This window comes from Streptomyces sp. SP18BB07, from assembly GCF_036322545.1.
GTDB classification, from domain to species: domain Bacteria; phylum Actinomycetota; class Actinomycetes; order Streptomycetales; family Streptomycetaceae; genus Streptomyces; species Streptomyces deccanensis.
The window spans coordinates 60,742-87,702 of record NZ_JAQYWT010000367.1 but is presented as its reverse complement, the minus strand read 5'-3'; the positions used below and the strand labels follow the sequence as shown (position 1 = coordinate 87,702).

The following is a 26,961-nucleotide window of genomic DNA, read 5'->3' as shown; positions in this document are numbered from 1 at the left end:
ATCGGGGGGATTTGGCATATGCAAGGCACGGTCGACGGGTTCAGCTACGGTGCGGTCACCCCGGTGGCCGCCTATGTCATGGCGTGCCTGGGCGCCGCGTTAGGACTGCGCTGCGTGGTCAGGTCGGTCTACAACGAGCGGTCCTGGAAGCCCGGTTGGCTGGCCCTCGGGGCGGCGAGCATCGGCTGCGGCATCTGGACGATGCACTTCATCGCGATGGTCGGCTTCCGGGTGAAGGAGAGCCCCATCCACTACGACGTCGGGCTGACGGTGCTCAGCCTCGCCGTCGCCGTCACCGTCGTCGGCATCGGGGTCTTCGCCGTGGGCTACCGCGGCGTCAGCAGGTCCACCCTCTGCGCGGCGGGATGCGTGACGGGCCTCGGGGTGGCCGCGATGCACTATCTGGGCATGGCCGCCATCCAGTTGCACGGCTACATCCACTACGATCTGGCCGTCGTCGCCCTCTCGGTCGGCATCGCCATCGTCGCCGCGACCGCCGCGCTCTGGGCGGCGGTGTCGATCCGGGGCTTCGTGACGAGCCTGGGGGCCAGCCTGGTGATGGGGGTGGCCGTGTCCGGCATGCACTACACCGGGATGGCGGCGGTGGGGGTGCGTCTGCACGGCACGACCGGCGGCACGTTCACCGGTGAGTCACCCACGACGATCCTGCTGCCGATGCTCATCGGGCCGGTGATCTTCCTGCTCCTCGCGGGGGTCGTCGTGATGTTCGACCCGATGCTCGTCCTGGGCGAGGGCGACTGGGACCGCACGGCCGGCCGGCAGCCGGAGCGGCAGCGGCCGCAGCCCCGGCAGCCCTGGCAGCTCCGGCCAACCGACCGCCCCGACGTCCCGCTCCAGCACCCCGACGACTCCTCCCCCACGTCCTTCTTCGATCCACAGCCCCGGCGCCCGCGCCAGGAGCCGCAGGGCGCGGGGCGCCGCGTCCGGGAGTGGTGAGGCGGCGGTTCACGACCGGGTGGTGAGGTCCTCGTCCGTGATGGCGCGGACCACCCGGCACGGTGTGCCGAGCGCGACGGTCATCGGCGGGATGTCACGGCTGACGACGCTGCCGGCGCCGATGACCGACCCGTAGCCGATGCGGACGCCGGGCAGGACCACCGCGTTGCTGCCGATCCACACCTTGTCCTCGATCACGATCGGTTCGGAGAACCGGCCGAAGTCGGCGCGGCGCGAGGGGTGCACCGGGTGCCCCGTCGTGGTCAGCGTCACGCTGGGAGCGATCATGACATCGTTGCCTATGTGGATGTCCACGTCGTCGACGAACGTCAGGTTCACGTTGCCGAAGAAGTCGTCGCCGATGTGGACGTTGCTGCCGAAGCCCGCGTGGAACGGCGGCAGCAGCACCGTGCGTTCACCGACCGCCCCGAAGATCTCGACGAGCAGCGCGCGACGCCTCTCCGCCTCGCCCGGCGGGGTCCGGTTGTACTCGAAGATCTGGTCCGTACGCCGTCGAGGCGCCTGGAAGGCCGCCTCGGACTCGGTGTAGACGCGGCCCTCGGCGATCCGGGCCAGTACTTCTTCCTCACGAGAACCCGACACCGCGGGAGTCTCCCTTCCTCGTAGCGTTGTTACTGACGCGGCTCGGGCAGGAGCCGCGGGGTCACTCGTTCCTCCACCGCCGCGTCGCCGTCGCGCCGCACTATGTACGCCCCCTTGCCCGGGAGTTCGGCGACCGCCTCCACCAGGCGCGTGCCCCGGTAGACGAGCCCGACCCCGTCGTCCGTGCAGTGGGTCTCCGGGAGCGTGCCGTCGGCGACGAGGCTGTGGACGAGGGGACGGCGGCCCGCGTCGCTGTCGTAGTGGACGCCGTTGCCGTACGGGAGGTACGCCAACGCGTCCGTCACCGGGCGGAGTCGGGGGCCGAAGGAGTCCGTGGTCCCGCCCCGGAACCAGCAGATGGAGCCCGCGCTGACGCCGCTCAGGACGACGCCGGACCGCCAGGCGCGGCGGAGTATGCCGTCGAGGCCGTGGACGCGCCAGACGGCCAGCAGGTTGGCGACCGAGCCGCCCATGACCCAGACGACGTCCTGGGCGAGGACGGCCGCCTCGATGTCCTCGATGTTGGGCATCGGGAAGAGCGCGAGCGGGGTCAGGTCGAAGCCCGCGACCCGTGCCGCCTCGCTCATGCGCGCGGTCATGTGCTCGGAGTCGCCGACCGCCGTACCGACGTACATGACCCTCGGCCGCCGCCCGTTCACCCCCGACAGCTCCACGGCGTGGTGCACGAGCGAATGGAAGGTCACCCGGGTGCGGTCACCGATGCGGTGGCCGCCCGAGGTCGCGACGATGGTGGGTTCGGGGGCGGTCATGCTCCGGAGGGTAGCGGGAGCGCTTCGAACGCCTCGTGGAAGGCCGGGAACGTCTTGCGGACGCACCCCGGGTCGTCGAAGGTGATGCCGGGGGTGCGGAGGGCGGTCACGGCGAAGGACATGACGATGCGGTGGTCGCCGTGGGTCCTGATCTCCGCGCCTCGGGGGGTGCCGGGGTGGATCTCGATCCAGTCGGCGCCGGTCGTCACGTCCACGCCCAGGCGGCGGAGGTTCTCCGCGCAGGCCTCCAGGCGGTCGCACTCCTTCACCCGGGTGTTGGCCACGTCCTCGATCCGCACCGGCCCCGAGGCGAAGGGGGCGATCGCGGCGAGGGTCGGCATGGTGTCGGAGATGTCCCGCATGTTGACGGTGACACCGCGCAGTTCGCCGGTGCCGGTCACCGTCGTGCGGTCGTCGCCCACCTCCACCCGCGCGCCCATCCGCCGCAGCACCTCCACGAAGCCCAGGTCGCCCTGGAGCGCGCCCGCGCCGAGACCCGGCACGGTCACCTCGCCGCCGGTGAGGGCGGCGGCCGCGAAGAAGTAACTGGCGGTGGAGGCGTCGGGTTCGATCGGGTACGTGGTCGCCCGGTAGCCGCCCGGCGGGACGACGTACGTGTCGCCCTCCCGGCCGACCTCCACGCCGAACGCCCGCATCATCGCGATCGTGATCTCGACGTACGGCACGGAGACCAGGTCGGTGACGGTGACACGGAGGCCGGTGCGGGTGAGCGGGCCGAGCAGGAGCAGCGCGGTCAGGTACTGGGAGGACTGGCCGGCGTCCAGCACGACCTCGCCGCCGTGGACGCCGTTCGCGGTGACCGTCAGGGGGTGGTGGCCCTCCGCCTCCTCGTGGCGCAGGTCGACGCCGAGGTCGCGCAGGGCGCGGGTGAGCGGCAGGAGGGGGCGGCGGCGCATCTGGGGGGAGGCGTCGAAGCGGTAGGTGCCGTGGCCGGCGGCGGCGAGGGTCGGCAGGAAGCGGGCGGTGGTGGCGCCGTCCCTGCAGTAGACGTCGGCCTCCGGGACGGCGGGGCCCTGGGGGCGGCCGTCGACCTGCCAGGTGTCGGGGGTACGGCCGACACGGTAACCGAGGCGGGCGAGGCCCTCCGCGAAGCCCTCCGTGTCGTCGGACCTGAGGGGGCGTACGAGGGTGGTGACGCCGTCGGCCGCGGCCGCGAGGAAGAGGGCGCGGGCGGTGAGGGACTTGGAACCGGGGATGGCGACGGTCGGCATGCGGGTCATGGTGAACCGTGGGGTGGGGTTGGTGCGGATGTGTCCGGGTCGTGGGACGGGGGTGGGGGCCGGGGCGCCTTGGAGCTCGGGGGGTTCGGTGCGTCGGCGGGCGCGGCTCCGGTGGGGCTTCTCGCGCAGTTCCCCGCGCCCCTAAAAACCAGGCCCTGCGGGCCTAAAAGACCAGGCCCTGCGGGCCTGAAAGATCACGGGGCTGCAGGGGTGAAAGATCGCGGGGCTGGGGGGGTGAAAGGTCACGGGGCTGGGGGGGGTGAAAGGTCACGGGGCTGCGGGCCTGAAAAGCACGGGGCGTAGCCCCTGCTTTTCAGGGGCGCGGGGAACTGCGCGGGAAGCCCCACCGGAGCCGCGCCCGCCGACGCACCGAACCCCCCGAGCTCCCAGGCGCCACACCCACCCCACCCGTACCGAATTCCAGAAACCCGCCCCTCCCCGGGAACCCGAACCCACCCCGCCCCGTCCAACCCGCATGCCGCCGGATGAGTCTCCGCAGTGCGGTGTCGGCCTCGCTGCTGGCTGCGATCGCTGACCTACCCTCTCCGCCGCCTGCGGCCGGCCGCACGCCGTCACCGGCGCGCCCCCCTCCACAGCGCCGGTGACGGCCCCTCAGCACCCCTCCGCACGCGCCGCGTTCCCTTGACCGGAAGAAACTTCCCGGATAATCGTGACACCTTGGAAGTTTCCTTCAGTCCTCCGGAAGGAGCGACGCACGTGCCCACCAGACGTACCGTTCTCGCCGCCACCGCAGGCGTCACCTCGGCCCTGGCCCTCGGCACCGACGCCCAGGCCGGCCCCCACCCCCACGACGACAAGAGGCTCCGCGCCCTCGTCGCGCGCATGAGCCTCGAGGAGAAGGTCGGCCAGCTCTTCGTGATGCGGGTCTACGGGCACTCGGCGACCGCCCCGGACCAGGCCGACATCGACGCCAACCTCCAGGAGCTGGGCGTCCGCACGGCCGCCGAGCTGCTGGAGAGGTACCGGGTCGGCGGGATCATCTACTTCTCCTGGGCGCACAACACCCGCGACCCGCACCAGATCGCCGCCCTCTCCAACGGCATCCAGCGCGCCTCCCTCGGCCTCCCCCGGGGCCTGCCCGTCCTCGTCTCCACCGACCAGGAACACGGCATCGTGGCCCGGGTCGGCAAGCCCGCCACCCTGCTGCCGGGTGCGATGGCCCTCGGCGCGGGCGGCTCCCGCGCGGACGCCCGCGAGGCCGCCCGCGTCGGCGGAGCCGAACTGCGGGCGATCGGCGTCCGCCAGGACTACGCCCCCGTCGCCGACGTGAACGTCAACCCGGCCAACCCCGTCATCGGCGTACGCTCCTTCGGCGCCGCCCCGGACGCCGTCGCCGGGCTGGTCGCCGCGCAGGTGAAGGGGTACCAGGGGGCCGGGGTCGCGGCGACCGCCAAGCACTTCCCGGGGCACGGGGACACAGCCGTCGACAGTCACTACGGCTTCCCGGTCATCGAGCACACCCGGGAGCAGTGGACCGCCCTGGACGCCCCGCCGTTCCGCGCCGCGATCCGCGCCGGCATCGACTCGATCATGACCGCGCACATCATGGTCCCCGCGCTGGACCCCTCCGGCGCCCCGGCCACCCTCTCCCGCCCGATCCTCACCGGCATCCTGCGCGAGCAGCTCGGCTACGACGGGGTCGTGGTCACCGACTCGCTCGGTATGCAGGGTGTGCGCGAGAAGTACGGGGACGACCAGGTGCCGGTGCTGGCGCTGAAGGCGGGCGTGGACCAGCTCCTCAATCCGCCGTCGATCGACGTGGCGTGGAACGCGGTCCTCGCCGCCGTACGCTCCAGCGAACTGACCGAGGCGCGGCTCGACGAGTCGATCCTGCGGATCCTGCGGCTCAAGGCGAAGCTCGGGCTGTTCGAGCGGCCGTACGTCAGTGACGCCGGTGTCGACCGGGTCGTGGGGATCCGGCGGCACCTGGAGACCGCCGACCGGATCGCCGAACGGACCACCACCCTCCTGGTCAACGAGGGTTCGCTGCTGCCGCTGTCCCGGCGTACGCACCGGAACGTGCTGGTGGTGGGCGCCGACCCGGCCTCCCCGTCGGGCACCACAGGACCGCCGACGACCGTCCTCGCCGCCGAACTCGCCTCCCTGGGCTTCACGGCCACCAGCCTGTCGACCGGTACGGCACCCACGCAGGCCCTCATCGACCAGGCCGTGGCGGCGGCCCGGGACAAGGACGCGGTGGTCGTGGGGACGTACAACGTGACGGCGGGCAGCACCCAGCGGACCCTGGTCGCGCGGTTGCTGGCCACCGGGGTGCCGGTGGTGGCCGTCGCGATCCGCAACCCGTACGACGTGGCCCAACTCCCGGAGGTGAAGGGCTACTTGGCGGCGTACTCCTGGACGGACGTCGAGGTGCGGGCGGCGGCCCGGGTCCTGGCCGGGCGGGTGGCACCGCGCGGGAAGCTGCCGGTGCCGGTGCAGCGGGCCGACGAACCGACGAAGGTGCTGTACCCGATCGGCCACGGCCTGACGTACGGACCCTGACGCACGCCGCCGGTGTACAGCACTGGTGTACGGCCCTGACCTGCGGACCCTCGTGTAAGGCCGCTGGCGTACAGGGCCTACGCCGCACTCCTCGCGCACCACCCCCAACAGGCGCAAAGCACACGGTATGTCTGGCGTGGCCCTCGACGTGGGGTCACGCTGGACGGAGGTTCATCGGGGGGTGGCCATGCGCGGGGTGTGTCTCGTTCGACAGGTGTGCACAGGGGTGCTCCTGACTGCCGTCGTACTCGCCGTGGCGGCGCTCTCCGGATGTCAGGCCTGGTCGGGCGGGGTCGGCGAGGGGCCCGGGGAGCGGGCGGCCGCGACCACGACCGGCACCCCGACCCGGCCGACCGGGTACGGGACGGTGTTCCTCGGGGTCGACGAGTGCAGTTCGTTCGGGACGACCAGCTTCACCGAGGTGCCCTGTGCGAGCGAGCGGGCGGCCGCCCGGGTCGTGGCCCGGCACGACGGCAGGGTCGGGCAGGGGCCGTTGTGCCCGCCGACGACCGACTTCGTCCTGCACATCAGCGAGTCCACCGACGAACAGGACGGCTACGACGAGGACGGCGACGGTTCCGTACCGCAGGGCTACGCGTGCATGCGGGGGCTCCAGCCGCCGCACCCGGGTGATCCCGGCGGCGGTGGCGGCCCCCGCACCATCGTCGGCGACTGCGTCTACGGTGCCGGCCGGGGCGAGGTCCGCGAGACCGCCTGCGACGGCGGCGGCAGGCACGCTCCCGAGTACGAGGTGACGACGGCCGTCGACAGCGAAGCGCAGTGTCCGGCCAGGACCGATCTGTACGTGCGGCTGGGCGGCAGCCGGCCGGTGGGGTGCGCGGTGCCTGTGTGACAGGAGCCGAGCCCCGGGCCGCTGGTCGGCGGCCCGGGGCTCGGCTTCTGTGCTGCGTGACGGCTGCGGTGACGCTCAGGCGTCCTACGGCCTCAGCGCCGGCTCCCGCTCGACATCACGCTTGTCGAGCTTGGAGTCGAACTTCGCCAGCGGCTTCGCCTTGCTCGGGTCCTGCTGGACGGCGGCCGGGGCGACGTCCGCCCACTTCAGGATCCGGGCGGTGGCCAGGTCCTTCTGCGCCTCGACGAGACCGGCGACATTGGCACCGTGGTTGGCGCCGGGAGCCGTGAACACGTACGAGTCACGGGCCTTCTTGCCCAGGTGGAACGGCTCGGCGCCCCACGGGTCGTTCTGCCCGTAGACGAAGAGCATCTGCTTGGCGTTGTTCCGGACCCAGGTGTCGACGTCCCGCATCGCGTACGGCTGGAACTTCATCTTGATGTCGCGCGGGACGAAGTTCCGGGGCGGCTGGTAGCCGTAGCGGATGTACTTCTTCTCGATGTGCGGGAAGTGGATCGTGGGCGCGCCCAGCTGCGTACCGGCCTGGTAGAAGTACGGCGTGTACGGCTCCAGGCCCTGGTCGGTGTAGAAGGAGAAGCCGGAGATCGTGTCGACGGAGGTCCAGATCTCGTCGTCCGTGGCCTTCTTGGCGTCCTTCGGGATGACGTCGCTGTCGCAGTCGGCGAGCGTGCTGTACTGCCAGAAGCCCCAGACGTAGTCGAGGACGACCGCCTCGTACGCCTTGTCGAGGCTGCCGACCGTCTTGAAGGTGAAGCCTTCGGCGGCGGCGACCTCCGCGTACTTCTTCTCCAGCGGCTCACGACGGACGAGCGCCTCGCGCTGCACGGCGTTCAGCCGGTCGCGGCACTCCTTGGTGCCGACCTTGGCGAAGAACCGGTCGTACGCCGAGTCCTCCTTGTTGACGACGTCGTTGGGGGCGACGTACGCGACGACGCCGTCCATGTCCTTCGGGTAGAAGCGCTCGTAGTAGGTGGCCGTCATGCCGCCCTTGGAGCCGCCGGTGGAGATCCACTTCTTGCCGTAGACCTTCTTCAGCGCCTTGAAGATCCGGTGCTGGTCGCTGGCCGCCTGCCAGATGTCGAGCTTGGACCAGTCGGCCGGGTCGGGCCGGGACGGGCTGAAGAAGCGGTACTCCATGGAGACCTGGTTGCCGTCCACGATCTGCGTGGGCTCACGGCGGCCGGGGTTGGTGGAGACGTTGTAGCCGCCGGTGTAGAAGACCGTCGGGCGGGCCGTGTCCTTGTGCAGCACCGTGATCCGCTGCTTGAACGTGCCCTTGGACGGGTGACGGTGGTCCACGGGCTGGGTGAAGCCCAGGACGAAGAAGCGGTAACCGGGGTACGGCTTCTCCTCTATGAGGCTCACGCCCGGTATCGCGAGCAGTCGGTCCTTGATGTCGGCGGTGCCCGACGACCCGGCGGCGTTGGCCGCCCCCGCCGTGCTCAATGTGCCGATGAGCACCACGAGCGACAGCACCCACCTGAGTGCTTTGCGCATGCGTTTCTCCCCTATGCAGCGGCTGTGCGCCGGAAGCTATCGGAGCGACCGCCGGGGCACCAGGGAGGAAAGGGGCCAACTGGACTGCTTCCGGCCGCAGATGGGAGCGATAGGGAAAACCCTGTGCGGCGGGGGGAGGTTCAGCGAAGGATCCAGCCCGAGTCGTAGGTCCTGCCGTCGACGCGGGCCTTGATCCACACGGCGCGTCGGCCGGCGTGGACGGTCACGGGGCCCGCGGGGCGTTTCTCGTTGCGGACCCACCGGCCGCCCCAGGCCCGGATGCGGATGACGCCCTTGCGGGCCTGCTTCCGGGGCACGAGGACGGCACAGACGTAGCGGGTGCCCTTGCGGTAGACCCGTACGGTCCCGGTGTCGAAGGTCAGCGTCCGCACCTTGCGGCCGGGGCAGGACGAGGCGGCGGCCTCCGCGCTCGTCACCGGTCCCGCCAGGGTCAGCAGACCGGCGATCGCCAGCACGGCCAGCACGAGCGCCGTCGGCCGACGCGTTCCCCGCCTGATCACCCGCTGCCCCTCCCGTCACACGACCGTACTGATGTACGGACGCACGCCCCCCTCGAACGGTTGCGCGCGCTGGGCGCAACACCCCCTAGGCCCGCAGCGCCGGCTCGCCCACGAAGGTGCGCCAGAGGGCGGCGTACCGGCCGTCGCGGGCCAGCAGTTCGTCGTGGGTGCCGTCCTCGGCGACCCGGCCGTGGTCCATCACGACGACGCGGTCGGCACGGGCGGCCGTGGTGAGGCGGTGGGCCACGACCAGGGTCGTACGGCGGCCGGCAAGACGGTCGGTGGCGTGGTTGACCTGGGCCTCGGTAGCCAGGTCCAGGGCCGCCGTCGCCTCGTCGAGGAGCAGGATGTCGGGGTCGACCAGCTCCGCGCGGGCCAGCGCGATGAGCTGGCGCTGGCCGGCGGAGAGGTTGCGGCCGCGTTCGGCGACCTCGTGGAGGTAGCCGCCGTCGAGCGTGGCGATCATGTCGTGGGCGCCGACGGCACGGGCGGCCGCCTCCACCTCGGCGTCGGTGGCCTCGGGGCGGCCGTAGGCGATGGCGTCCCGGATCGTGCCCTGGAACAGGTACGCCTCCTGCGGCACGACACCGAGCCGGTGCCGGTAGGAGGTGAGGTCGAGGTCGCGCAGATCGGTGCCGTCGACCGTGACCCGCCCGCCGGTGGGGTCGTAGAAGCGGGCGACCAGCTTGACCAGCGTCGACTTGCCGGCGCCGGTCTCCCCCACGAAGGCGACGGTCTGCCCGGCGGGGATGGACAGCCTCACACCGCTGAGGGCCTCCTCGGCCTCGTCGGCGGCGCCGTACGCGAAGTCCACGTCCTCGAAGGCGATCTCGCCGCGCAGGGACAGCACCTCCAGCGGTTCGGGGGCCGCCTTCGTCGACGTCGGCTCCTGGAGGAGTTCCTGGATGCGGCCCAGGGAGACGGTGGCCTGCTGATAGCCGTCGAAGACCTGGGAGAGCTGCTGGACGGGGGCGAAGAAGAGGTCGATGTAGAGGAGGTAGGCGACCAGGGCGCCGGTGGTGAGGGTGCCCGCGTCGACGCGGTGGGCGCCGACGATCAGGACGGCCGCCGCCGCGGCCGAGGACAGGAACTGCACGAACGGGAAGTAGAGCGAGATCAGCCACTGGCCGTGCACGCGGGCCCGGCGGTAGCTGTCGCTGCCGGCCGCGAAGCGCTCGCCGCCCGTGCGCTCGCCCCGGAACGCCTGCACGATCCGCAGCCCGGCCACCGACTCCTGGAGGTCCGCGTTGACCACGGACACCCGCTCGCGGGCCAGCTCGTACGCCTTCACGCTCGCCCGGCGGAAGAAGACCGTACAGACGATCAGCGGCGGGAGCGTGGCGAAGACGACGAGGGCGAGCTGGACGTCGATCACGACCAGGGCGACCATGATCCCGAAGAAGGTGACGACGGAGACGAACGCGGTGACCAGTCCGGTCTGCAGGAAGGTCGAGAGCGCGTCGACGTCGGTCGTCATCCGCGTCATGATCCGGCCGGTCAACTCCCGCTCGTAGTAGTCGAGTCCGAGGCGCTGGAGCTGGGCGAAGATCTTCAGGCGCAGGGAGTAGAGGACGCGTTCGCCGGTGCGGCCGGTCATCCGCATCTCACCGATCTGCGCCGCCCACTGGGCGACGACCGCGACCAGCCCCAGCAGGGACGCGGCCCACACCGCGCCGAGGGCCGCCTGGGAGACGCCGTCGTCGATGCCGTGCCGGATCAGCACCGGCAGCAGCAGGCCCATGCCCGCGTCGACGGCGACCAGGGCCAGGCTGAGGAGGAGGGGCAGGCCGAAGCCGCGCAGCAGCCGCTTCAGGCCGTACGACTCCTCCGGCGCGACCGCGCGGGCCTCGTCGATGCCGGGGGTGTCGGTCGCCGGGGGCAGCGCCTCCACCTGGGCGAGGAGTTCGGGGGTGGCGGGGGTGCCGGCGAAGGCGGTGTCCCGGGGCTCCCGGTCGCCCGTCCACAGCCGGGGCGTGATGCCGCGCTCGGCGTCGAACTCGGCGTCCAGCTCGTCCCGTATCGAGTCGCGGGCGGACGTGTCCTCGGCCTTGGCGAGCGAGGTCGGCGGGAGGTGGCCGGGCGAGACGCCGCCCAGCTCGTCCGGGTCGGTGAGCAGCCGGCGGTAGAGGGCCGAGCGGCGCTCCAGCTCCTCGTGGGTGCCGATGTCGGCGAGGCGGCCGTCGTCGAGGACGGCGATGCGGTCGGCGAGGCCGAGGGTGGAGCGGCGGTGGGCGATGAGGAGGGTGGTGCGGCCCTCCATGACGTGGGCCAGCGCCTCGTGGATCTCGTGCTCCACGCGGGCGTCCACCGCCGAGGTCGCGTCGTCGAGGACGAGCAGGCGCGGGTCGGTGAGGAGGGCGCGGGCGAGGGCGATCCGCTGGCGCTGGCCGCCGGAGAGGGTGAGGCCGTGCTCGCCGACCTTGGTGGCGTAGCCCTCCGGCAGCTCGGCGATGAAACGGTCCGCCTGGGCGGCGCGGGCGGCGGTCTCGATCTGCTCGTCGGTCGCGTCGGGGCGGCCGTACGCGATGTTGGCGCGCACGGTGTCGGAGAAGAGGAAGGAGTCCTCGGGGACGAGTCCGATCGCGGCCCGCAGCGAGTCCTGCGTCAGCTCGCGGACGTCGTGGCCGCCGATGAGGACGGCGCCGCGCGTCACGTCGTAGAAGCGGGGCAGGAGGAGCGAGACGGTCGACTTTCCGGAGCCGGAGGAGCCGACGACGGCGAGGGTCTCGCCGGGCCGGATCTCGAAGCTGAGGCCGTCGAGGACGGGGGTGGTCCTGCCGTCGGGCCCCTCGTACCCGAAGGACACGTCGTCGAACTCGACGGTCGCGGGCGCGTCGGCGGGGAGGGTCTTCGTGCCGTCGGCGAGCGTCGGCTCGGTGTCGATCAGTTCCAGGACGCGTTCCGTGCCGGCGCGGGCCTGCTGGCCGACGGTGAGGACCATCGCGAGCATGCGGACCGGGCCGACCAGCTGGGCGAGGTAGGTGGAGAACGCGACGAACGTGCCGAGCGTGATGTGGCCCCGGACGGCCAGCCAGCCGCCGAGCGCCAGCATGGCGACCTGGCCGAGGGCGGGGACCGCCTGGAGGGCGGGGGTGTAGCGGGAGTTGAACCGGATGGTCCGCAGCCGGCCCGCGAAGAGCCGCCGCCCGACCTCCCGGAGCTTGCCGGTCTCCTGCTCCTCCTGCCCGAACCCCTTCACCACGCGTACGCCGCTGACGGCGCCGTCGACCACGCCCGCGACGGCGGCGGCCTGGGCCTGGGCGTACCAGGTGGCGGGGTGCAGCTTGGTGCGGCTGCGCTGGGCGATCCACCACAGGGCGGGCGCGACGGCGACCGCGACCAGGGTGAGCGGGAGGGACAGCCACGCCATGATCACGAGGGAGATCAGGAACAGCAGGATGTTGCCGATGGTCATCGGCAGCATGAAGAGCAGGCCCTGGATCAGCTGGAGGTCGCTGGTGGCGCGGCCGACGACCTGGCCGGTGGACAGCTCGTCCTGGCGGCGGCCGTCGAGGCCGGTGATGGTGCCGTACATCTCCGTCCGCAGGTCGTGCTGGACGTCGAGGGCGAGGCGGCCGCCGTAGTAGCGGCGGATGTAGGTGAACACGTAGACGAGGAGGGCGGCGCCGATCAGGGCCGCCGCCCAGGGGGCCATGTCCCGGGTCTTGTCCCCGATCACGTCATCGATGATCACCTTGGTGATCAGGGGCACCAGGGCCATCACGGCCATGCCGGCCAGTGACGAGCCGAGGGCGAGGATCACGTCCTTGGGGTACCGCCAGGCGTATCCGGCCAGTCTGCGCGCCCAACCTCGGTCGCCCCCCTGCTGCGCTACCACGCCGGTGCCCTCCGTTCGTCCTGGTCTCCGCATGAGACCAACACGGCGGGAGAGGGATTTCATCCCGCCGCAATATTTGGGGGCGCGTTTTGGCTCGGGGGGTGCCTGTTTCGTCGGCGGGTGCGGCTCCGGTGGGGGTTCTCGCGCAGTTCCCCGCGCCCCTGAAAAGCAGGGGCTGCGCCCCGTGCTTTTCAAGCCCCCGGCCCCGTCGCTTTTCAGGCCCGCGGCCCCGTGGTCTTCCAGGCCCGCAGGGGCCTGGGCTTTTAGGGGCGCGGGGAACTGCGCGAGAAGCCCCACTCACCCGCACCCGCCGACGAAACAGGCACCCCCCGAGCCATGAGGCGCCCCCTACGCCGGTGCCTCCGCTCGTTCCTCCTCCGCCGGCTCCGGGGCGGCGGCCTCCGCCGCCCCTTCGTCCCGGCTGAACAAGCAGACCGCGGCGCACCCGGCAGCGATCAGCGCGGCGATGTACCAGTTCGCGCCGGGGACGTCCCAGGTCAGGGCGAGGTCGAAGAGGAGGCCCGCCAGCAGGGAGCCGACCATGTTGCCGGCGCTGCGGAAGAAGTGCATCGCGCCCATCGCCTTGGCGAGGCGGTCCGCCGGGACCTTGCGGGCGACCCAGATGTCGAAGGAGGGGACGAAGAGGATCTCGCCCAGCACCACGGTGAGGCAGCCCACCACCACCCACGGGGCGGTGCGGCCCGCACCGAACGCCGTGAAGGCGACCGTCATCCCTGCCAGACCCAGCGCCATCACCGCCCCCGGCCGCAGGTGCTTGATCAGGAACTTGAACAGCGGGTACTGCAGCACCAGCACCGTCAGGCCCGTGATCCAGAAGGGGGCCGACGGGGCCCATCCGGACGCGTACTCCTCCATGTGCAGCGGGATGCCGACCATGAAGCCGATGGACAGGAACCAGAAGACGGCGGAGAGCAGGAAGTAGCGGGTGGCGCCGCGGACCTCGATGCCCTTGAAGACCGCCGTGCTCAGCAGGGGGACTCGGTCCACCGGCTTGTCCACGCTCCCGAAGCCGTCCCTCGGGATGAACGCCGACGACGCCAGGCAGAAGCCGATGAAGATGGCGAAGACGACGGAGAACAGGGTGCGCAGATCGACGTCCGCGAGCAGACCGCCGACCAGCGCGCCGCCGAAGAGCCCCACCTGCGCCGACATCTGGAAGGTCGAGAAGGCCTTCGGGCGCTCGTCGTCGGGGTACGAGACCAGGATGTTCTTCAGGCCGGGGAAGGCCGTGCCGGAGCCGAGGCCGATGAGGAAGGCCAGGACGGAGTAGACGAGGACGCCGTCGCCGAAGCCCATCAGGAACAGGGCCACCGCCTCCGTCGCGGTGCCCGCGAACACCGCGCCCCGGATGCCGATCCGGGCGGCGACCCCCTCGTAGAAGAAGGTCGCGGCGAGGCGGCCCACGTAGGTCATGCACATCACGACCCCGGCCCAGAAGCCGCTGTCGGTGCCGCCGAGGGAGGCGACGAGTACGGGGAACCAGATGAAGTTCCCGATGTGGGCGAGGAAGATGCCGGCGTTCACGCCGATCAGAGCCCGCCTGCGTTCGATGGTCACGCGGCCGTTCCCTTCGGGTCGGACGGAGTACGGGGGGTGCGCAGGTCCGCTATCGCGCGGGCCAGCGCCGGACGGTCGATCTCCGTGCCCCGGACGACGGTGCGGACGGGCAGGGCCGACAGCGGGCGGTCGGGGGCGGAGGGGTGGAGGAGGTTGTAGGTGGCGGGCGCGCCGGGCCGGAGAGGGTGCGTGCCGGTCGTGTCGCCGCTGAGTTCCGCGAAGTACCGGCGGCCGCCGACCGTGGCCTGGTGGCGCAGCATCCCGTCCAGGGAGGTGTCGTCGCCGCGCAGCAGGTCCAGCTCGCTGAGCAGGGAGTAGCCGTGGTAGGCGCCGGTGTTGCCGGAGTCGGTGCCGACAAGCAGGTCGCCCCGGCCGAGCGCCGCGAGGGCGTTGCGGCGCATGTCGGCGAGGGCGGCGGTCCGGGTCTCCTGGACGCCGTACTCGATGCCGTACGGCTTCTCGATGCCCTTGACGAAGTCGAGGTTGCGGACGTCCTGGGTCTCGACGAAGCCCTCGCGGGAGTATTCGGTCAGGAACTCCTCCCCCGTCATGATCATCGGGCGGAGGCCGGCCAGGGTGGACACGAAGCGCGCCCCCTCGAACTCCTTCCAGTCGATGGCGTCGAGGGTGCGGTCGCGCACGGTGTGGGCGAAGAGGCGGAAGCCGCACGCGTACGCCCAGCGGGTCTCCTGGAGGGTGTTGCAGTCGATGACGGCCGTGACACCGCGTTCCCGCGCCATGCGGGCGGTGAAGCGCAGGACCTTCTCCGACAGACGGGAGAAGCGGACCGGGCTGCCGGGCTGTTCGGTGCCGTCGGTGAACATCACCTTCAGGAAGGTGCCGCCGCGTTCGGCGTTGGCGCGCAGGGCGTGGTCGAGGTCGGACTCGACGGCCAGCATGTGGACAGGCGCGGGGAACTCGACGCCGTGGCCGGTGCGGCCCGCCGCGTCGGTCGTCGCCGTCACCGCGTAGCCGCAGTGGACGATCTCCGGGTACGGCCACGGGGAGGCCTCGCGGCCACCCGCCCAGGCGTCGGCGACCAGCGGGAACCCGAACATGTCCACGACGTGGGTGACCCCGTGGTACAGGTACTGGAGGGCCACGATCCGGGGGTCCTCGACCGTGTCGTCCCAGTTCGCGGGGAGCGAGACATGGGCGTGGGCCTCGGTGTAGCCGGGCCAGAGCTCGGTTTCGCCGCCCTGCCGGGGGCCGGTGGGGGTGAAGGCGGTGAAGAGGCCGTCCTGCGTCGTGACGTCGTAGCGGGCCTCGGGGTCGAGGGCCGGTACGGCCACCCCGTGCAGGGTGGCCGTCCCCGTGCGGCCGTCCGCGGCCTCGCTCATCGGGCCACCTCGACCTTGAGGCGCAGCTCGATGGCGTCCAGGGCCTCCTCGTTGCGCTTGTTGACCTCGTCGCGGTCGGCGCCGGTGAAGATGACGTGGCCGATCCAGTCGAAGTTGCTCTTGGACAGGCGGCTGACCTCGACGCCGGGCTTCTTGTAGGCGAGGGCGCTGTGGAAGCCGGGCAGGTCCGTCAGGCCGTCGAAGCCGATCGACTCGACCGTGCCGGCGAGCGGGGAGCCGAACCAGTGGCCGCCCGCGATCGTCTCGCCGGGGAAGGGCAGTTCGGGGCGCTCGCCGAGGGCCTGGCGGATGACCTCCAGATAGGCGTCCACACCGGAGCTGATCTGCATCAGACTCGGCACGATGCCGCCGATGAGCCGGCCGTTGACCTCGCACAGCACCGGGCCGTCGGGGCCGAGCAGGAACTCGGTGTGGATGAAGCCGAAGTCGACGCCCAGCTCGTCCAGGACCTTGGTGGTCATCGCGAACAGCTCGTCCTGGAGCGGGTGTCCGGTGAAGTAGGTGGCGCCCATCTCGATGAAGTGCGGGAAGCCGCTCAGCGGGCGGTCGGTCAGCCCGAGGTTGACGACCTCGCCCTTGCCGAGCACGCACGACTCCACCGAGATCAGCTCGCCGGTGACGAACTCCTCGATCAGGATGTCCGGGATGCGGACGACGCCGCGCCCGTAGTCGACGACCTCCGCCAGCTCGGCCAGGTAGGCGGTCAGGTCGTCCTCGTCCTTCAGGTGCAGGACGTGCAGGCTGGCGGTGCCGTCGGACGGCTTCACCACGCAGGGGAAGCCGATCTCGCGGACGGCCGCCTCGACCTTCGTCGGGTCCGAGACGTGCGCGAAGCGCGGCTGCCGGATGCCCGCGCCGTCGAGGGTGAGGCGGGTCAGGTGCTTGTGGCGGGCGTTGCGGGCGCCGTCGACGCTCATCCCGGGCAGGCCCAGCGCCTCGGCGACGGCTGCGGTGTGGACGGTGTGGTACTCGCTGTACGTGGTCACGCCGTGCACCGGGCGCTCGGCGTGGACCTCGCGGGCCAGGGCCGTCAGCTCCTCGATGGAGAAGGCCTTCTCGCTCTTGACGACCCGGCAGTTGGGGTGCGCGTAGGCGGCCTCGGTGAGCGGGGAGACGGCGAGGTAGAAGTCGGGGTCGACCGAGACGAGGGTGACGTCGTGGCCGAGATCCAGGGCGTTGGCGATACCGGCCATGCCGTTCGGGTTGCATTCGATCATGAGGACGTGCATGTCAGAACTCCTTGAAGAGGCGTGTGGGGGCGATCAGTCCGAGGGTGGGGGCGATCAGTTCGAGGGGCGCGGGCAGCGCGGTCAGCGGGCGGCGCGGTCCAGTGCGTCCAGTACGGCGGGCAGGTCCAGGCCGAGCGCGGCCATGACCTCCTCGTGGTCGCCGCCCTCGGAGGGCCAGCTCCGGTCCGCGCTCACGGACGTGACCCGGCAGGCCGGCAGCAGCAGGGCGAGGGCCTCGGCGACTCCGCCCTGGCCCCGGTGCTCCTCCACCACCACGAACCGGGAGTGGTGGCGGGCGAGTTCGGCGGCGGCCGGCGTCAGGTTCTCGTGGTCCAGATAGGTGAGGTGCGCGTGCGCGGTGCCGGGCGCGGCCCGGCGGGCGGCGAGGGCGAGGCGGGTGCCCTCCTCGCCCACCGAGACGAGGCAGACCGCGCCGGGGTCGTCGGCGGTGAACTCCCAGTTCACGAGCGGGAGTTCGGCGCCGTTCACCGGCAGGGACTCGTACCTCGCGTTGCGTCCCGTACGGATGTAGTGCGGACGTCCGGAGCGGACGGCCTCCCGGACCACCGCGCGCATCTCCGCGTCCCCGTACGGCGCCGCGATGGTCACGCCCGGCACGCTGCGCAGGATGGCCAGGTCCTCCAGGCAGTGGTGGGTGGTCCCGAACCAGGCGCCCGAGACACCGGCGTACGGCGCCACGACCGTGACCCCGGCGGCGAGGTAGCCGAGGGTCAGCTTCAGGCTCTCCGCCGCGCGCAGGGCGGCGAACGGGGCGAAGGTGCTGACGAACGGCTTGTGGCCGCCGGCCGCGAGCCCCGCCGCCATGTCGACCATCGCGCCCTCGGCGATCCCGAGGTTGAAGAAGCGCTCCGGGTGGGCGGCCTGGAAGGGGTGTCCCTTGCCGCCCAGGTCCGCCTCCAGGCAGACGATCGTGTCGTCGGAGGCGGCGAGCCGGGTCAGCTCGTCCCGGTAGGCGTCGCGGCCGGAGAGGGTCACCGGTCGCTCGTCGGTGTCGGGCGTCGGCCGCTCGGGCGCGGCGGTTGCCGTCGGGCTCATCGGATCGCTCGCTTCCACTTGGCGGCGCGCGCCTGGTCGATGGTCACGTAGTGGCAGGCGGCCTTGCCCTCGACGGCGCGTACGCCCTTGCCCTTGACGGTGTCGGCGACGACGGCGAGGGGGCGGCGGGCGCTCGTGCGGTCCTCGGCCAGCAGGGCGGTGAGGGCGCCCAGGTCGTGGCCGTCCACCTCGGTGACGTCGAACCCGAACGCGGCGAACCGCTCGGCGAGCCGGGGCAGCGGGGAGATGTCGGCGACCATGCCGTCGTTCTGGCCGCCGTTGCGGTCGACGACGAGGACGAAGTTGCCGAGCTGCTGTGCGGCGGCGACCTGGCAGGTCTCCCAGACCAGGCCCTCCTGCAGTTCGCCGTCCCCGGCGACGGCGATGCCGAGCCCGTGCCGCCCCCGCAGCCGCTGCGAGAGCGCCCAGCCGGCGGCGTACGGGACGCCGTGGCCGAGGCTGCCGGTGGGGAAGCGGACGCCGGGCACCTTGGGGCCGGGGTGGCCGGTGTAGGGGTGACCGGCGAGGCCGTACAGCGGGGCCGGGTTCTCCGGCAGGGCCCCGCTGACGTGCAGGGCCGCGTAGAGCCCGGCGGCCGCGTGGCCCTTGCTGAGCACGACCTCGGTGCCGTCGCCGGCGGAGGCCCGGTGCAGGGCGGCGATCAGGATGTCGAGCACGGAGAGGCTGCCCCCGAGGTGACACCCACGCGAACTCGCCGCCATGTCGACCACCAACCGCCGGGCCTGCACGGCCCGTCCGGCGAGGGTGGCCACGAGGTCGGCCGGGGCGGCCGGGTCGTCGTCCGCGGCCCGGAGCGCGTCGAGTACGGCCGTGGTCATCGTCGGCTCCCCTCGTCGGGCAGGGCGGGCTGGGCCGGCAGGGCGAACCAGCGGTGGATCGCGTCGGCGAGGAGAGTGCGGGCGGTGCGGTACTCCATGGGGTCGATGCGTTCCTCGTCGGTGTGGTCCAGGGAGGAGTCGCCGGGGCCGTACGCCACCATCGGGACGTCGTGCCAGGTGGTGGCCAGCGTGTTCATGTCGGACGTGCCCTTCTTCACCACGAAGCGGGGCCTGATCCCGGCCTGCGCGAAGGCCCGGGTGAAGACCTTCACCAGCGCGCCGGCGCGGCCTCCGGCGTGCCCCGGCGTGGCCCGCAGCACCTCGACACGCACGTCGTCGGCGGCGTGGCCCAGCGCGGCGGCCGTGAGCGCCTCCACGTCCACCTTCGGCGGCACCCGGAAGTTGAGGATCCCCACGGCCGTGGAGCGCTCGCGCCCGTTCTCCACGTGGACGTCGATGACCGCGCTGAGCGCGTCCGGCGCCTCGGCGAGCACCGACGCCCGGATCCGGCCGAGGACGTCGATGAGGTGGTCCGGCGCGGACACGGCGTCCATCCCGGCGGAGTGGCCGCTGGCCACTGACGCCGTGATCCGGAGCTTGAACAGCCCGAAGTATCCGAGGGTCAGGGTCCCCGAGCCGCTGGGCTCGCCGATGACGACGGCGTCGGCCGGGTAGCGGTCGCGGACGTGGAAGGCGCCCTTGGAGGAGGAGACCTCCTCCTCGACCGCGCCGACCACCCGCAGCTGCGCGTCCTCGGGGATGTCCGCGTGGGCGAGCACCTCCAGGAAGTTCGCCAGGCTGCCCTTGGCGTCGACGCTGCCGCGCGCCCACAGTTCGCCGTCCCGCCACTCGGCCGGCCAGTGGTGCGGGACCGTGTCGAGGTGGCCGAGGAGGAGCAGCCGCCGGGGGCCGTCGCCGCGGGTGGCGACGAGGTTGCCGACCTCGTCGACATGGGCGTCGATACCGCGCTCCCGGCACCACTCGGCCAGGTAGGCGGCGAGTTCGGCCTCGTCCCGCGACACCGACGGCACGCAGGCGATCCGGGTGAGGAGCCCGAGGTCGGCCGCCGGTTCCTTCGTACGCCAGAAGCGGGTCCAGCCGGACGGTGCGCCCATCGTGTGCGGACCTGTGATGGCGATGTCGGCGCCGCTGTCGCGCATGGCGATCTCGGCGGCCCGCACCTTCTGCCGCATCCTGCCGCCCGCGTACTTCGCGCCCTCGCCCGGATAGGCGTCGAACAGCGTGGAGTCGGGGACGTCCGGGTCGGTCAGCAGTCCGGCGGTGCCGGTGACCAGCCGCAGATGGTCGGCGCCGAGCGCGCCGGTCAGCACGGCGGCGAGCACGTCGGCGTCCACGTTCAGCGGGGCGCCGCCCGCCGGGTCGGCGACCGGCGGCGACAGACAGACGACGTCGTACGCCTCCAGCAGCGCGGTCAGGCCGTCGACGTCGACGTCCGTCGGCACGCCGGCCCGGTGGTCGCGCACGACCAGGGTCCGGCCCTCGCCGGACACCGCCTTCAGCGGCCGGTTGGCCCTGCCGCTCACGAGCCCGCCGCGCGCGGCGACGGAGGTGAACACCGTGATCCCGAGCGCGCGCAGCTCCCGCTCCACGGCGGGCAGCGTCACCCGCTCGTAGGCGTCGACCAGGTGCGTCATCTCCTCCGGCGGGCAGTACCGCACCAGGTCCCCGTTGGTCAGCCGCAGGTGCGGCATCGGCCGGTCGATCGCCGCGTAGTGCCGTTCGATCCCGGTGGCCCCACCGGCCACGAGCAGCACCCGGGCGCCCCGGGCCACCAGATCGGCGAGCTCCTTGTGGAGGGTGCCGCGATCAAGCGTGGCGCTGCCGGCCTTGACGACGTAGAGGGGCCGGGTGGACCGGTGGGCGGGACGGGCGGGGGCGGAAGCGGATCCGGCACGCGCCTCGGGGGCGGCGGCCGGGGCCGGGGCGGTTCGTGCGGTGGTCACCGGGCGTTCCAGCTGGGTCGTCATGGGGACACCGCCGTGGTCGGCAGGCCGGAGGTCTCGTCGAAGCCGTGGATCAGGTTCATCGCCTGGACGGCCTGGCCCGCCGCGCCCTTGATCAGGTTGTCCAGGGCGGCGACGGCGACGACCTGACCGCCCTGGACGGCGATGGCGACCTCGGCGACGTTGGAGCCGACGACCGCCTTCAGCATCGGGAAGTCCTGCGGGGCCTTCGGCGCCGGGCGGACCCGGACGAACGGCTTGCCGACGTACGCCTTGGCGTAGGCCCGCTTGACGTCCAACGAGGTGACGCCGTCGCGGAGTTCGGCGTACGCGGTGACGAGGATGCCCCGGGCCACGTCCAGGCTGTGCGTGGAGAACCGGAGGTCCACGGCCGCGCCGGTGAAGTCGGCGATGGCCTGCCGGACCTCGGGCGCGTGCCGGTGCCCGTACAGCTTGTGCACCCGGAAGTTCCCGCTGCGCTCGGCGGGCGGCTCGCTGCCGCCCCGGCCGCCGCCGGTCGAGCCGGTCTTGGCGTCGACGACGACCCGGTCGGTGGCGAGCGGCTCGGCTCCGGCGAAGAGGGGGTACAGGGCGTAGATCGTGGTGACGGCCATGCAGCCGGGCAGGTTCACGAACCGTCCCTCCGGCACGTCGCCGCTCAACTCCGGTACGTAGTAGGCGAAGTCCTCCAGCGGCGGGTGCTCGGCCGTCTTCGGGTAGTGCGCCCGCACCTCGTCCTCGGTCCGCAGCCGGAAGTCGCCGCCGAGGTTCAGCACCCGCTTGGCGTGCGCCGCGATCAGCGGCAGCCGCTCGGGCAGTGCCCCGGTGGGCAGGCAGCCGAAGGCGATGTCGACGGGTTCGGTGTCCGCCAGCTCGGCCAGCGGCCGGAACCTCAGCCCGCCCGCCTTCGGGTGGTTGCGCAGCCACGGGTGCACGCTGCCGATGGCGGCACCGGCGGCCCGTTCGGCGGACAGGAAGGCCAGCTCGACGTGCGGGTGTTCGAGGAGCAGTCGGATGACCTCTCCCCCGGTGTAGCCGCTGGCGCCGATGACGGCGACGCGGATCCTCCGGTCGGGGTTCTGGATGTCAGCCAAGGCGGGCCGCCTTCTCGTACGGCCGCACGTAGTCGCGCTCCTGGACGAGCTTGCGGATGGCGTCGGGGCGGCGGGCGACCTTGCGGAAGGCGTCGGCGTAGCGCAGGATCCGCTCGTACTCGACCGGGGAGCGCAGCTCGCGGCAGAGGACGAGGGTGGAGTCGAGCATGCCGAGGGTGACGGGGAAGTCCTCCGGCCGGTGGTCGCGCACGGCGCCGGGGTTGAGGCTGAACGGGTAGCCGTTGCCGAACCCGTCCCGGTGCCGGAAGGGCAGGTGGCACGGGATCGGCGTGTTCTGCCACTCCCGGGCCGGCACGCCCTCGGCGACCAGCAGTTCGTGCACGGCCTCCTTGACGGCGTGCACGGGCAGGTCGTCGAGGCCGACCGCCTCGGGGTGCAGGGTGATCCGGTACATGTTGTAGGCGTGGACGTGCCCGTCCGGGACGTGCGGCGGTGTGAACAGCCCCGTCCCGCGCAGGGCGTCACCGAGCAGCGCCGCGTTGCGGGCGCGGATCCGGTCGTAGTACGGCAGCCGCTTGAGCTGGCTGCTACCGAAGGCGGCGGCGACCCAGGACATGCCGTAGTCGATGCCGTGCTCGGCGAGATAGGAGACGGCCCGCTCGTACGCCTCCTCGGTCGCGAAGAAGGCGATACCTCCCTCCCCGCCCAGCGGGAAGTTCTTGTCGGCCATCAGGCTCTGCCCCGCCGCGTCCCCGAACGATCCCGCGACCCGGTCGCCGATCTTCGCGGAGTGGGCGTGGGAGGCGTCCTCGACGAGGGCGATGCCGTGCCGGTCGGCGAGGGCGCGCAGCGCGGGCACGTCGGCGGGCAGCCCGTGGACGTGCACGGGCATGAGGGCCCGGGTCCGCTCGGTGATCGCGGCAGCGGCGGCGGCCGGGTCCATGCAGTACGTGACCGGGTCGACGTCGACGAAGACGGGGACGGCGTGGGCCGCGACGACCGCCTGCGCGGTGGCGATGAAGGTGAACGCCGGCACGATGACCTCGTCACCGGGCCGCACCCCGGCGCCGACGAGCGCCATGTGCAGGCTGGAGGTGCCGCTGGCGGTGGGCAGCGCGAACCCGGCGCCCACATACGCCCGGTAGGCCTCGGCGAAGTCGCCGACCACCTTCTCGGGCGCCTGCCGCTGCGCGAGCATCAGGTTGAACACGTCTTCCTTGGTGATGACGGGGAAGAGCGTGCGGCGTTGTGTCTTGGGGATGATCTCGGCGCCGCCGAGGGCGGCGAGTTCGTCGTCGAGGTCGGCCGGATTCGGCAGCGGCAGCGGCGCGTCGGGAAAGTCGGTGATCATGACTGGTTCGCTCCGGAGGTCGCGACGGGGCGGGTCTGGGCGCTGTGGGTCTGGGCCGCCTGGGTCTGGGCCGCCTGGGTGAGGGCCATCCGTACGCAGGCGGCGACCAGCGGACTGAGCCGGTAGTTGAACTGCACGCCGGGGACGAGGTCGGCGTCCGCCTCCTCCTGCGTCCACATCGTGCGCAGGTCGTAGGCGCCGAAGATCTTCAGCCGCTCGGCGCGGGCCCAGAGCTTCGGGTCGTCGGTGAGCACGGCGGCGGCCGGGCCGAAGCCGAGGCCGGTCAGGTCGACGACCAGCGCCGGCGCGGTGGACCCCGCGGCCAGCTCGCCGAGCCGGTGGGCGTTGGCCGGGTCCAGCGCGAGGTGGTCGTACGCGGCGGGCTCGTCGTACGACGTCACGCGTACGCCCAGCCAGGCCAGGAACGCGGCGGTCTCCGCGTCGGGCTCCGCGAGGGCGACGCTGTCCCCGTGGCCGATCCCCTGACCGGCCAACGCGGCGTGTATCGCCCCGGTCCGGCTGTTGAGCAGCACGGCTTTGCTCCGCCGCGTCTTCTTCGTCAACAGCCGTTCCAGACCGGGCAGCTCCCGGTCACTCTTCTCGATGCTCATCACCACGCCCGAGGTCAGAACCCGGGTGAGCACGGTGGCGGTGTCGAACAGTTCCATAGGGCGTAGGGCCTCTCTGATGTGATGGCGTGAGGAGGGGATGGGGGCGCCTGAGGGTTCGGTGGGTGCGGGTCCGTTGGCGGGTGCGGGTGCGTGGGGCTTCTCGCGCAGTTCCCCGCGCCCCTAAAAGCGCCAGGCCCTGCGGGCCTGAAAAGCACGGGGCGGAGCCCCTGCTTTTCAGGGGCGCGGGGAACTGCGCGAGCAACCCCCACCGAACCCGCGGCCGACCACCGACCGCGGGGGGTCGAAGGGGCGCAGCCCTTGGGGATGGGACGGGTAGGGGCGGCGGGGGCGAGAAAAGGCGCCCTAGACGACGGCGGCGGCACCGGCGGGCGCAGCCACCCGCTCAGCCACATACGCCGCGTACAACCCCGCCACATCCACCCCATGCTCCGCGGACGACTTGGCGAACTCCGGATTCGCGTTGACCTCGAGAACCAGCAGCTCCCCAGCCCTCCGGTCCTCCACCAGATCCACCCCGTAGAACCCGGGCCCCAGCACGTCCACCACCCGCCGGCACAGCTCCCCGATCTCGGCGCTCACCTCGACCCGCTGAACCCGCGCCCCCAGATGCGTGTTCGTCCGCCAGTCCTCCGACACCCGCTGGATCGCCACCACGGGCGTCCGCCCCACCACCACGACCCGAAGATCGTGGCCCGGCTTGTCGACGTACTCCTGGACGACGACGGGAAACAGCTTCCCGCCCGCGTCCGCGGACTCCCGCCCGCCGGCCCACGCCTCGACGCACTCGGCGTTGGCCATCCGGGTGACACCCCGCCCCCACGAGCCGCTCACCGGCTTCACAACGGCCGGTATCCCCAACTCGTCGACGGCGGCCCGCACTTGGTCGTAGCTGAAGGCGTGCCGGGTGACCGGATGCGGAATGCCGTGGCGGGCGAACAGCAGCGACTGCAGCCCCTTGTCGTTGCAGGCCTCGATGACGGAGGACCGGTTGAGGGTGGTCACCCCGGCGTACTCCAGCCGCCGGGAGACGCCGATGGCGTCCCGGTGGGACAGGTTGCGGATCACGGCGAGAGCGGGCGGGCCGCCGGTGCGGCCCGCCACGACCTCCGCCAGATCCTCCGTCAGCAACGGCCGAGCCGTCAGCCCCTCGGCCCGCAGCGCCGCGAGGAGCAGTTTCTCCTCGGGCCGCAGCATCGTCACCGAGAGCAGGACCTGATCGGCGGTCGTCACTCGCCCCAGTCCTCTTCCACCTCGGGGGCGAGGTCCAGCCGCACGCCGGCGGCGGCCTTCTCGACCACCTCGTGCTCCTGGCCGCAGGCCGTGCACTCGGTGATCTCCCCCTTTTCCCAGTCCTCCTGGACCTCGAATTCGGTGTCGCACACCAGGCACTTCGGTGCGGCAATGGCGGTGGTCATTTTCCTTGGACTCCCTCGTTCGTTCAATGTGAAACCGAATTGCCGGAACCCGTGAACCGGCAGCCGGAATTCACCGGACATCGAATGGACCGCGCATGGGGCCTCGACCCGGCCGGACGGCTCTGCCGTCAACCGCTTTCTTTGCCAAACCACACGGTAGGCACGTCATTTGACGGTTCGTCAACGACCGGACAGGGCCCCGGTGTCATGCGAACGCTCCGTGCGCGACGGGTGAGCACTGTGCGATCGCCACGCACGCTCTACGCGCGGTTCGCATGTGCTTTACGCGCGTTGACCGGGCCGGTGACGTCAACTCAGGGCCAGCCGGGGTCGCCCGGCGCGTTGGACGCCTGGGCGCTCGCGACCGTGGTGCGTTCGGCCGTCTCCGCGGCGACAGAAAGGGTCAGTACCGCGGCGGCGACAAACGCGAGCGCCCCGGCCATTCTGCACATGTACTTCATTTCTCGTACCCCCCAGAAGAATTCTCGGACTCGCGGATCTTCGCCGCTGCCCACACGAAGAGCATGCCGTGGTCGGCCAGTTGCCGGAAGTGATTGCAGGGGTCATGATCGTGCACTGCAGGATTCTGAAGGGGGATGGCATGTGCGGTGAGTCGGACATACCCGGGGGCGGCGACGACCCTGCGGAGCTATGCGGCGCGGGCATCGAGTTCTATCGCAGCGCACTGCTGGCGGGAAGAGCCCCGCGCACGGACGCGCCCGGCTGTGTGAGCGCGTTCGGGCTCGTGGCCCCGGCGGTGGACGACCCGGAGACGCTGGTACCGATCCCGCCCTCGGTGGCGACGGCGGCGCTGGCGCACCCGAGGGAGCGGGTGATCCTGGAACAGCAGCAGGCCCTGGCCGCCGTACGGGCGTCGATGTCGCAGGCGGAGAGCGTCTACCGCACCGCCCGCCGCAAGGAGAGCGAGTCGTCCCAGCGGCTCACGCCCGCGCCGGCGATCACCGCCGCGCTGGACGAGGCGATCCGGGGCACGCGGATCGAACTGCTCACCGCGCACCCGGGCGGCAGGCGCCCCGAGGAGGTCCTGGTCAAAGCCCTGCCGCGCACCCTGGAGGCACACCGCAAGGGCGTCAAGCAGCGCACGCTCTACCAGCACACCATCCGCGCCCACGGACCGACCCTCGACTACATCAAGCAGGTCACCGACCTGGGCGTCGAAGTACGCACGGTCGACGAGGTGTTCGACCGGATGATCATCTGCGACCGGTCCGTCGCGTTCATCCCCGACATGGGCAAGGACCACGGCACCCACGCCCTCAAGGTCACCGACCCGGGCGTCGTGCACTTCCTGGTCTCCGCCTTCGAGTACGCCTGGGAGCGGGCGAGGCCGGTCGTCTACGAGCACGACCAGCAACGCCCCGCGCTCCTCACCGACGAGACCCGGCTGCATGTGCTGCGCCTGATGGTCGACGGCTACACCGACGCGGCCATCGCCAGCCGGCTGGGCATCAGCCCCCGTACGGTCGCCAGTCACCTCAAGAAGGTCGGCGACCTGCTCGGCAGCAACAGCCGCGCCCAGCTCGCCTACCTCACGGCCAGGAGCGGGTTGCTGGAGGACGGGGTGGCGGCGGCCGACTGCGGCTGCGAAAGGCGGGGTTGACGGTCCGGGTGTGGGCTCCTGCGGGCGTCCGGGCGT

Annotated in this window: 22 protein-coding genes; 4 read left to right on the top strand and 18 right to left on the bottom strand. The window is 72.0% G+C overall.

Annotation, left to right across the window (positions count from 1 at the left end; translation table 11 throughout):
• The first annotated feature begins 18 nt into the window (after nucleotides 1-18).
• Nucleotides 19-957, top strand: coding sequence for an MHYT domain-containing protein (locus PUR53_RS43920; protein WP_329897279.1), 939 nt, complete (start codon nucleotides 19-21; stop codon nucleotides 955-957).
• A 9-nt stretch (nucleotides 958-966) separates the two neighbouring features.
• Here the strand turns inward: PUR53_RS43920 and PUR53_RS43915 are convergent, their stop codons facing one another.
• The 3 genes from PUR53_RS43915 to aroA are packed head-to-tail and all read right to left on the bottom strand — an operon-like array spanning nucleotide 967 to nucleotide 3,562.
• The gene (locus PUR53_RS43915; protein WP_329897280.1) at nucleotides 967-1,560 is read right to left on the bottom strand and encodes a sugar O-acetyltransferase; all 594 of its coding nucleotides are present in this window, start codon (nucleotides 1,558-1,560) and stop codon (nucleotides 967-969) included.
• Nucleotides 1,561-1,589: 29 nt separating this feature from the next.
• The gene (locus tag PUR53_RS43910; RefSeq protein WP_329897281.1) at nucleotides 1,590-2,330 is read right to left on the bottom strand and encodes a peptidase E; all 741 of its coding nucleotides are present in this window, start codon (nucleotides 2,328-2,330) and stop codon (nucleotides 1,590-1,592) included.
• On the bottom strand, nucleotides 2,327-3,562 hold the full coding sequence (gene aroA / locus PUR53_RS43905; protein WP_329912229.1) for a 3-phosphoshikimate 1-carboxyvinyltransferase: 1,236 nt from the start codon (nucleotides 3,560-3,562) through the stop codon (nucleotides 2,327-2,329). Before aroA ends, PUR53_RS43910 begins: the two co-directional genes overlap by 4 nt.
• A 726-nt stretch (nucleotides 3,563-4,288) precedes the next feature.
• Between aroA and PUR53_RS43900 the strand changes: the two genes are divergently transcribed.
• Together PUR53_RS43900 and PUR53_RS43895 are read left to right on the top strand one after the other, a co-directional pair.
• Nucleotides 4,289-6,094, top strand: coding sequence for a glycoside hydrolase family 3 protein (locus PUR53_RS43900; protein WP_329912228.1), 1,806 nt, complete (start codon nucleotides 4,289-4,291; stop codon nucleotides 6,092-6,094).
• A 187-nt stretch (nucleotides 6,095-6,281) separates the two neighbouring features.
• Nucleotides 6,282-6,947: a hypothetical protein gene (locus tag PUR53_RS43895; protein ID WP_443080436.1), complete on the top strand. Its 666-nt coding sequence runs from the start codon at nucleotides 6,282-6,284 to the stop codon at nucleotides 6,945-6,947.
• An 84-nt stretch (nucleotides 6,948-7,031) separates the two neighbouring features.
• Here the strand turns inward: PUR53_RS43895 and PUR53_RS43890 are convergent, their stop codons facing one another.
• The 15 genes from PUR53_RS43890 to PUR53_RS43820 form a co-directional block, all read right to left on the bottom strand.
• The gene (locus tag PUR53_RS43890; protein ID WP_329897284.1) at nucleotides 7,032-8,465 is read right to left on the bottom strand and encodes a S28 family serine protease; all 1,434 of its coding nucleotides are present in this window, start codon (nucleotides 8,463-8,465) and stop codon (nucleotides 7,032-7,034) included.
• A 140-nt stretch (nucleotides 8,466-8,605) separates the two neighbouring features.
• Nucleotides 8,606-8,986: a hypothetical protein gene (locus PUR53_RS43885; protein ID WP_329897285.1), complete on the bottom strand. Its 381-nt coding sequence runs from the start codon at nucleotides 8,984-8,986 to the stop codon at nucleotides 8,606-8,608.
• 85 nt (nucleotides 8,987-9,071) lie between these two features.
• A complete protein-coding gene (locus PUR53_RS43880) occupies nucleotides 9,072-12,857 on the bottom strand; it encodes an ABC transporter ATP-binding protein (protein ID WP_329912227.1) in 3,786 nt (1,261 codons plus the stop codon).
• Nucleotides 12,858-13,172: 315 nt separating this feature from the next.
• Nucleotides 13,173-14,402 (bottom strand): MFS transporter, encoded by a 1,230-nt coding sequence (locus tag PUR53_RS43875; protein WP_329912226.1) that lies wholly within the window; start codon nucleotides 14,400-14,402, stop codon nucleotides 13,173-13,175.
• Nucleotides 14,399-15,742 (bottom strand): hydrolase, encoded by a 1,344-nt coding sequence (locus PUR53_RS43870; protein WP_329912225.1) that lies wholly within the window; start codon nucleotides 15,740-15,742, stop codon nucleotides 14,399-14,401. The genes PUR53_RS43875 and PUR53_RS43870 overlap by 4 nt, the downstream gene beginning before the upstream one ends.
• Nucleotides 15,739-16,992 carry an ATP-grasp domain-containing protein gene (locus PUR53_RS43865; RefSeq protein ID WP_329897289.1) on the bottom strand — a complete coding sequence of 418 codons (1,254 nt, stop codon included), beginning with the start codon at nucleotides 16,990-16,992 and terminating at the stop codon, nucleotides 15,739-15,741. The genes PUR53_RS43870 and PUR53_RS43865 overlap by 4 nt, the downstream gene beginning before the upstream one ends.
• A gap of 81 nt (nucleotides 16,993-17,073) precedes the next feature.
• On the bottom strand, nucleotides 17,074-18,048 hold the full coding sequence (locus tag PUR53_RS43860; RefSeq protein WP_329912224.1) for a transketolase: 975 nt from the start codon (nucleotides 18,046-18,048) through the stop codon (nucleotides 17,074-17,076).
• Nucleotides 18,045-18,887, bottom strand: coding sequence for a 1-deoxy-D-xylulose-5-phosphate synthase N-terminal domain-containing protein (locus tag PUR53_RS43855; protein ID WP_329912223.1), 843 nt, complete (start codon nucleotides 18,885-18,887; stop codon nucleotides 18,045-18,047). Before PUR53_RS43855 ends, PUR53_RS43860 begins: the two co-directional genes overlap by 4 nt.
• A complete protein-coding gene (locus PUR53_RS43850) occupies nucleotides 18,884-20,875 on the bottom strand; it encodes a M20/M25/M40 family metallo-hydrolase (protein ID WP_329912222.1) in 1,992 nt (663 codons plus the stop codon). The genes PUR53_RS43855 and PUR53_RS43850 overlap by 4 nt, the downstream gene beginning before the upstream one ends.
• Nucleotides 20,872-21,945: an N-acetyl-gamma-glutamyl-phosphate reductase gene (gene argC / locus PUR53_RS43845; protein ID WP_329912221.1), complete on the bottom strand. Its 1,074-nt coding sequence runs from the start codon at nucleotides 21,943-21,945 to the stop codon at nucleotides 20,872-20,874. The genes PUR53_RS43850 and argC overlap by 4 nt, the downstream gene beginning before the upstream one ends.
• The gene (locus tag PUR53_RS43840) at nucleotides 21,938-23,257 is read right to left on the bottom strand and encodes a DegT/DnrJ/EryC1/StrS family aminotransferase (protein WP_329912220.1); all 1,320 of its coding nucleotides are present in this window, start codon (nucleotides 23,255-23,257) and stop codon (nucleotides 21,938-21,940) included. Before PUR53_RS43840 ends, argC begins: the two co-directional genes overlap by 8 nt.
• Nucleotides 23,254-23,925 (bottom strand): DegT/DnrJ/EryC1/StrS family aminotransferase, encoded by a 672-nt coding sequence (locus PUR53_RS43835; protein ID WP_329897295.1) that lies wholly within the window; start codon nucleotides 23,923-23,925, stop codon nucleotides 23,254-23,256. Before PUR53_RS43835 ends, PUR53_RS43840 begins: the two co-directional genes overlap by 4 nt.
• Nucleotides 23,926-24,231: 306 nt before the next feature.
• Nucleotides 24,232-25,119, bottom strand: a complete 888-nt coding sequence (locus PUR53_RS43830) for a RimK family alpha-L-glutamate ligase (protein ID WP_329897296.1) — start codon at nucleotides 25,117-25,119, stop codon at nucleotides 24,232-24,234.
• Nucleotides 25,116-25,304 (bottom strand): lysine biosynthesis protein LysW, encoded by a 189-nt coding sequence (locus PUR53_RS43825; protein WP_239754568.1) that lies wholly within the window; start codon nucleotides 25,302-25,304, stop codon nucleotides 25,116-25,118. The genes PUR53_RS43830 and PUR53_RS43825 overlap by 4 nt, the downstream gene beginning before the upstream one ends.
• Nucleotides 25,305-25,618: 314 nt before the next feature.
• Nucleotides 25,619-25,765, bottom strand: a complete 147-nt coding sequence (locus tag PUR53_RS43820) for a hypothetical protein (protein WP_329912219.1) — start codon at nucleotides 25,763-25,765, stop codon at nucleotides 25,619-25,621.
• A gap of 140 nt (nucleotides 25,766-25,905) precedes the next feature.
• Between PUR53_RS43820 and PUR53_RS43815 the strand changes: the two genes are divergently transcribed.
• Nucleotides 25,906-26,925, top strand: a complete 1,020-nt coding sequence (locus PUR53_RS43815) for a LuxR C-terminal-related transcriptional regulator (protein ID WP_329912218.1) — start codon at nucleotides 25,906-25,908, stop codon at nucleotides 26,923-26,925.
• Nucleotides 26,926-26,961: the final 36 nt, after the last annotated feature.